We start from the raw sequence: 6,148 nt of genomic DNA on the forward strand, positions 1-6,148 counted from the left end.
GAACGATCGCCGGTCGTCGTGCAGAAACGCTGCCGCCGAACAGCAGCCTGGCTGCACTGAGCCTGCAGCGCCATCGCACCCCGGCTGCAGCGGATGTGGGATCATTCCGACGCTGATGGCTTAAGGAAACGCACGCCCGCGCCACCGCCATTCTCTGGAATGAACTCGATGCCGGCGGCTTCGAATGCCGCTCTCAGACGCTCGACAGTCGCCGCTTTCAATGCCTCACCGCGCTCGAACCGAACCACGGTATTGGATGAAACATCGGCCGCTCTTGCGAGGTCCAGCACGCTGAAGTTCAACGCAGTGCGCGCCATTCGACACTGAATAGGGCTCATTTCATAATCGCCATATGATGGCGAATCTCTTCCGTCATTGTCGATCTTCATGTAGGCTTCGCCGTGTAAGCGGCCGGACAAAGTGCAGGAACACTATGTCCGGCCTGACCACAACCCAAGCTGATTGGAGCTCGGATCATGGCTGATTCTGAGATTAGCACGAGTCTGTCCCGGCCATCCCGGAGGGCCGTTCTCTCTGCCGCGCTGATGACGATTGGCGCCACTTCCTTCAACAGTTCGTCTGCGGCGGCGCCCCAGGATGACAGCGCAACGGATGCCGCCATCCTCGCGTGGCAGTCGTGGCGCGCTGCGCATCGACGCACGCTCGCCCTATGTCGGAAGCAGCAGCGTTTTGAGTCCGAACTCGCGCGGACGATCGGCTTTCCGCAGGTGGTTCTTGCTGCGGCTGAGCTGCCGTCTGCGGTGCGTGTCAGCTCTCTGCGGCAGTTCGATGAACTTGCAGCCGATCTGCCGTCGCTTTGCGAACGGCGCGCTGAAGTCGCGGAGGCGCTCCGCGCACATCAACAGCGCTGGGACGACGCGGATCGCGCCATCGGCTATTCCGCCACACGGCGGGAAGAAGCGGCGGCATCCGCCGATGAGGAGCGCCTCATCGCGGAGTTGTTTGCAGCGGAGGCGACCTCTCTCAGCGCTCTCTCAGTGAAACTCGACGTGCTGATCTCGGTAGGTGCCGAGGGCGCAGAGGGGCGGCATTTTCCGTGGCCGGAGCTGCGGCGCCTCCGCAGGGATGTTACGCGAGTACGCGCCCAATTGTGCTTTCGCTAATATCTTCCCTGCTTGTCTGTCGCTCGAGCTCTCTCACTCGATCAACCCAACGCCCTAGCCATTCCCGGTCCGGCAAATCGCCGTTAAACCGGGGCACGGCTCTTGTCGGAGCCTAGCAGCCTCCGCTTCACTCTAACATGCACCCCGAGCGGGCAGGGTCGGGAGAGATGCTGGCGATTGACGATGGCCGTTCGCGGCTCCTCAATGCATACACTGAGCAACTCCCGAGCAGGGAGTTAGGACTACGACGGTACGATCGAGCTGGATCGCGCTTGGCGAAGGATGTGCCCGGAGCTATGCGGAGCGTGCTCTTCGAAAACCTCCGTTGCCACAGGTGGCGGAGAAGGCCGCGGACCAAGGAGGAAAGGGCAAGATGGAATACGGCGCGGCGCTCACGCCTTCGCACAGCGCAGCATTGGACTGGTTCGCGCTGCATACTGGCCAGACGGTGCCGTGGGCAAATCTCAACAAAGGCGACCAGCGCTTTGCAATCATACCCAAGGGCATCTACCGCCCGAAAGGCTGGCGCCACAGCCTCAGTATCAAAATCATCCCTGAGGGTCGCTATCCTGACGAAGAGCCGCACGCTGGCCAAGGCGGTCGGCGCTTCCGCTATCACCAGGAGACGCCGAAGGGCCTAAACGCTGTAACCTTCCCAACTAACGCTGGCTTGGCTAACTGCATGGAGGATGGGATTCCAGTCGGCGTAATTCGGCGCCTACGTCCCAAACCAAACGCTCGTTACGAGGTTCTAGGCCTGGGCCAAGTGCTTGACTGGAAGGACGGTTTTTTCACCATTGAGCTTATCGACGGCGGTGCCGCACAGCTGCGCGTGGCCGCCGTTACGGAAGCTGCCAGCGAGGCCGCTTTGGAGGCGCCTCCGATTTCTCTCGCAGATGCTCGCGAGAAAATCGCCCGGGCAATTGTGCGCCGCCGCGGCCAGGCTAAATTTCGCGCTGCAGTGATGAAAGCTTACGGAGGGCGTTGCGCGATCAGCCAGTGTGACGTCGCAGAAGTCCTCGAAGCAGCCCACATAAAGCCCTACCTTGGCGAGCATACTAATGTGGTTCAGAATGGCGTGTTGCTGCGGGCTGATCTCCATACTCTTTTCGATCTCAAGCTACTTTCAATCGAACCGAAGACGCGCGTCGTCGTTGTGGCCGAAATACTCAAGGGCACGGACTACTGGCTCTACCATGGTCTTGTCCTTGCTGCCCCGCTTGCAGCCCAGGACCGTCCATACGATCACTGCCTGGAATACGCGTGGGATACTCCGGCTATAATACCCGCAGAATAGGAGGAAGCGCGAGCTCGGTTTGCGTACGGTTGCGTGCTTCGAAATTTCGCTTAGACGCTTAATGTTGGGGACATCGTCCAGGGACGGGCAACTTCATCGTCATCAGGATCCGGACCTATTTCGGGCTGGTGAAATTGGATCCTGGTGAGCATAGCGGGGCGCCTATGGGAGAAGCTAGGAGTAAGCGGACTGCAATTGAAGCGGCTGTCCGATATGAGATTGAACAGCTAATAGCTCCGACTTCGGCAGAGGAAGCTGATCTCCTCGCCGTCATTGAAGGATTGGCCTTCATCGATATCCCTCGAGCTTCTCCTGATTGGATCAGGTATATTAACGCGAGACCACAGCACTGCCACACGAATGCATCCCTATTCGAAGAAAATGACCCATCCGGCCGGTCTAGAAGAGTATCCGGATGGTGGAAGCGCGGGGACGTCTTCTATTTTCATTCTGTGGTTTTCTATAACGACAAGCTCGTCTGCATAACGCCTGGCCCTGACAGTTCTCCAATTCGCTTCGCACCTGACTACGATATTCGGTGGGTGCTTGACGGTAGCTATTGGAAGGCGATGAGGTGGGATCGAAAAATCCCGCGTGTCGTCCGAAAAAACCCGGTCGCTCTGGCGATTGCGTGTCAGAATGCGCTGCGGCAGCTTGAGGCTGGCGAGCACCCAGGGAACATTCGGATCATCAAAGAAATACCAACCGCAATTGTCAAAGGGACGTGATTGGATTGCGCTCTGCGCTGATTAGCTAGGGATGGCTATCGTCGCCGGATTGCGGACTGTTAATTCCTAGCCGCTCTTTGAGCTCTTTCTCGATCTCATTCAACCGGGTGGCCAATCGGATCGGTGAGCGTGTATCGCACTCCCATATGATTAGCGAGCGCCAGTTTAAGCTCTCCAGCCCGCTCGCGGCGGCTGCGTCACGCTCCACGTTTCGCCCGAGCTTAGGCGTCCAGTATTCAGACCGCGACTTTGGCCATGACGCCAGCCGGCATCCAGGATGCTGGTGCCAAAAACAGCCATGTACGAAAATGGCCACCCGATATTTCGGCAGGACGATGTCCGGTTTTCCGGGAAGGTCCCGTCGATGAAGGCGGAATCGGAAGCCGCGTGCATGGAGCGCCTTGCGCACCAAGATTTCCGGACGGGTGTCGACGGAGCGGATCCGGGCCATTAACGCGCTTCGCTTCGGATCAATTTCAACCATATATTTTAAAATGTTCCATCAAACGGCTAGGGTTCCCGGGGATAGGGAATTATCGTCGGGGCATGAAGAAGGATAAAAAGGTGGATCTGTCGGCTCGGACCGACCTTGCCCCCGGCGAAAGGGAATTCGTCGAGGCGATTCTAGCCGGGCGCGCGGAGGGCGAGGCCGCGGAATCCCCGCTTCAGACAGATGACCGTGTGATCGCCCGCATCACGGACGGCATTTACCGGCAACCGTCATCGGCGCTGCGTGAACTAATCTCCAATGCCTACGATGCGGACGCTACAGAGGTCATCGTCGAAACCGATGCGCCAAGATTTAGGCAGATTAGGGTTCGTGACGACGGCCACGGAATGGATGAGGCGGCGCTTGCCCGGTTGATTTATCACATCGGCGGCAGCTCCAAGCGCACCTCGATGGGTGCCGCTGTCGGGACCACGGACCATGCTGATCCCAAGCTCTCCCTGAAGGGCCGCAGGCTGATCGGCAAGATAGGCATCGGCCTCTTCTCAGTCAGCCAGCTGACCTCCCATTTCCAGATTATCACCAAGACCAAGGGTTCAGCTTTCCGCCTGTTCGCCGACGTTACGCTGAAAACGTACAGCGAGGACGATGAGGCATCGGGTGACCCCTTCGATTCCGGAAGTGTTCGGGTTGTGTCGGTACCCGCGGAAGATACAGACACGCACGGCACCGAGCTAATCCTTCTGGATATAAGGCCCCGCTCGCGGAACATTTTGCGGTCGCTCGATCAGTGGCAGCGGTTGGCCGACCAGGAGGCGCTTCCGGAGAACGAGCGCGAGCCTGATCTCGCTCCGCCTCCCTGGCACGTCGGCTTCGTTGACGCCTCCGCAAGCAGCGACGAGGCTATCTTTGCGGTTCCGCCAAACATACCCTGGAAACGCGAGGAAACGCCGGTCCAGCGCTTTGAGGCACTGTTTCGAGTCGTGGCCGAACAGACAGCGGTCGTTGAACGCCCAGAGCTCGGCAAGACCCTTGACAGCTATCTGCAAATGCTCTGGACGCTCAGTCTTTCGTCACCCGTGCCATGTCCGTCGTCAGAACATTTGGCGCAACTCGCGGGGTAAATTAGCGGAGTGCGGGCCTCGTCTGGGGGTTGATGTTAGGCGGCGAGCTTGCGGTGCTGCAAGCGCCGATGTTCGATGGTCTGTCGCTTGATCCTTTCACGCTGTTGGATGACCGCCGGAGCCCTTCCGAAGTAGGTGTCGGCGGGCGTCACATTGTTCAGGCTCTCGTGGTAACGCTGGTGATTGTAGTGTTCGACGAAGGCCTCGATCTGGGCCTCGAGATCGCCGGGCAGGAAGTAGTTTTCCAATAGGATGCGGTTCTTCAGGGTCTGATGCCAGCGTTCGATCTTGCCCTGGGTCTGGGGATGCATCGGGGCGCCGCGCACATGGCTCATTTTCCGGGCCTCAATGTATTCCGCAAGTTCGCCGGCGATGTAGCTGGGACCATTATCGCTGAGCAGCCTGGGCTTGTGCAGCACCGTGGCGCTGTCGCAGCCGGAAGCCGCCAGAGCCAGGTCCAGCGTGTCGGTCACGTCCTCGGCCCGCATGTTGGTGCACAGCTTCCAGGCGATGATGTAGCGCGAGAAGTCATCGAGGACGGTCGACAGGTACATCCAGCCCCACCCAATGATCTTGAAGTAGGTAAAATCAGTCTGCCACATCTCGTTCGGCCGGGTGGTCTTGGTGTGGAACTGATCGGCGGCCTTGATCACGACATAGGCCGGGCTGGTGATCAGATCCTGGGCCTTCAACAGGCGGTAAACCGCGGATTCTGACACGAAGTAGCGTTTCTCGTCGGTGAAGCGCACCGCCAGTTCGCGGGGGCTGAGGTCGGTCGCCTCCAGCGCCATCTCCACGATCTGATCCTGGATGTCGCGGCCGATCCGGTTCCACACCCGGCTCGGCGCCGATGGCCGATCCTCCAGCGCCTCCGGCCCGCCCTCAAGATAACGGTCATACCAGCGGTAGAACGTCCGACGGGCGACGCCCAACTGGTCGAGCGTGCGTTTGGCGGGCAGGTGCGACTGTTCCACGATCCGGATGATCTCGAGCTTTTCGGATGCGGGATACCTCATTCGTCGTCGCCCCCATCCGCAATCATGCTTTTTTTGAGCAACCGGTTTTCCAGCGTCAGGTCCGCCACGCATTCCTTCAAAGCACGGGTTTCGCGGCGCAGATCCTGGACCTCACCGGTGGTCGCCGCGCGGGCAGTATCGCCGGCCAGGCGGCGCTTCCCCGCTTCCATGAACTCCTTCGACCAAGTGTAGTACAGGCTCTGGGCGATGCCTTCCTTGCGGCACAGCTCCGCAATGCTGTCCTCGCCGCGCAGCCCATCGAGCACGATGCGGATTTTGTCCTCGGCCGAGAAATGGCGACGCGTCTGCCGCCGAATATCCTTCACAACACGCTCAGCAGGGGCCTTTGTCGGCGATTTTTTCAAGGAGGGTTGGGCCTTCATCTTCGTTCCTTCGTCACTACGACGAAGC

The 6,148-nt window shown here is 59.5% G+C and carries 6 protein-coding genes; 3 read left to right on the top strand and 3 right to left on the bottom strand.

Translation table 11 applies throughout. The annotated features are described in order from the left end of the window. Positions 1-101 precede the first annotated feature (101 nt). Positions 102-338: a helix-turn-helix domain-containing protein gene (locus AC1PZ7_RS22885; RefSeq protein WP_482359711.1), complete on the bottom strand. Its 237-nt coding sequence runs from the start codon at positions 336-338 to the stop codon at positions 102-104. A gap of 138 nt (positions 339-476) precedes the next feature. On the opposite strand from AC1PZ7_RS22885, the gene AC1PZ7_RS22890 reads away from it, so the two are divergent. Both AC1PZ7_RS22890 and AC1PZ7_RS22895 read left to right on the top strand, forming a co-directional pair. Beyond that, complete coding sequence (locus tag AC1PZ7_RS22890) at positions 477-1,124, top strand: hypothetical protein (RefSeq protein WP_482357472.1); 648 nt, start codon at positions 477-479, stop codon at positions 1,122-1,124. A gap of 373 nt (positions 1,125-1,497) precedes the next feature. Continuing rightward, positions 1,498-2,421 carry an HNH endonuclease gene (locus AC1PZ7_RS22895; RefSeq protein WP_482357473.1) on the top strand — a complete coding sequence of 308 codons (924 nt, stop codon included), beginning with the start codon at positions 1,498-1,500 and terminating at the stop codon, positions 2,419-2,421. Positions 2,422-3,174: 753 nt separating this feature from the next. Here the strand turns inward: AC1PZ7_RS22895 and AC1PZ7_RS22900 are convergent. After that, positions 3,175-3,633, bottom strand: a complete 459-nt coding sequence (locus AC1PZ7_RS22900; protein WP_482357474.1) for a very short patch repair endonuclease — start codon at positions 3,631-3,633, stop codon at positions 3,175-3,177. A gap of 62 nt (positions 3,634-3,695) precedes the next feature. Between AC1PZ7_RS22900 and AC1PZ7_RS22905 the strand changes: the two genes are divergently transcribed. Beyond that, the gene (locus tag AC1PZ7_RS22905; RefSeq protein WP_482357475.1) at positions 3,696-4,721 is read left to right on the top strand and encodes an ATP-binding protein; all 1,026 of its coding nucleotides are present in this window, start codon (positions 3,696-3,698) and stop codon (positions 4,719-4,721) included. A 35-nt stretch (positions 4,722-4,756) separates the two neighbouring features. On the opposite strand, the gene AC1PZ7_RS22910 is transcribed toward AC1PZ7_RS22905, so the two are convergent. Beyond that, positions 4,757-6,120, bottom strand: a protein-coding gene (locus AC1PZ7_RS22910; protein ID WP_482359592.1) for an IS3 family transposase whose coding sequence is annotated in 2 segments (ribosomal slippage) — positions 4,757-5,770 and positions 5,773-6,120 — 1,362 coding nt in all. Because the reading frame shifts where the segments join, the coding sequence is not laid out codon by codon here. Positions 6,121-6,148 lie beyond the last annotated feature (28 nt).

It is taken from the genome of Ancylobacter sp. TW_SC_1 (assembly GCF_056836805.1).

Coding starts and splice junctions, on each gene's coding strand:
- AC1PZ7_RS22885 (WP_482359711.1), bottom strand. CDS start 338: ATGAGCCCTATTCAGTGTCGAATGGCGCGCACTGCGTTGAACTTCAGC.
- AC1PZ7_RS22890 (WP_482357472.1), top strand. CDS start 477: ATGGCTGATTCTGAGATTAGCACGAGTCTGTCCCGGCCATCCCGGAGG.
- AC1PZ7_RS22895 (WP_482357473.1), top strand. CDS start 1,498: ATGGAATACGGCGCGGCGCTCACGCCTTCGCACAGCGCAGCATTGGAC.
- AC1PZ7_RS22900 (WP_482357474.1), bottom strand. CDS start 3,633: ATGGTTGAAATTGATCCGAAGCGAAGCGCGTTAATGGCCCGGATCCGC.
- AC1PZ7_RS22905 (WP_482357475.1), top strand. CDS start 3,696: ATGAAGAAGGATAAAAAGGTGGATCTGTCGGCTCGGACCGACCTTGCC.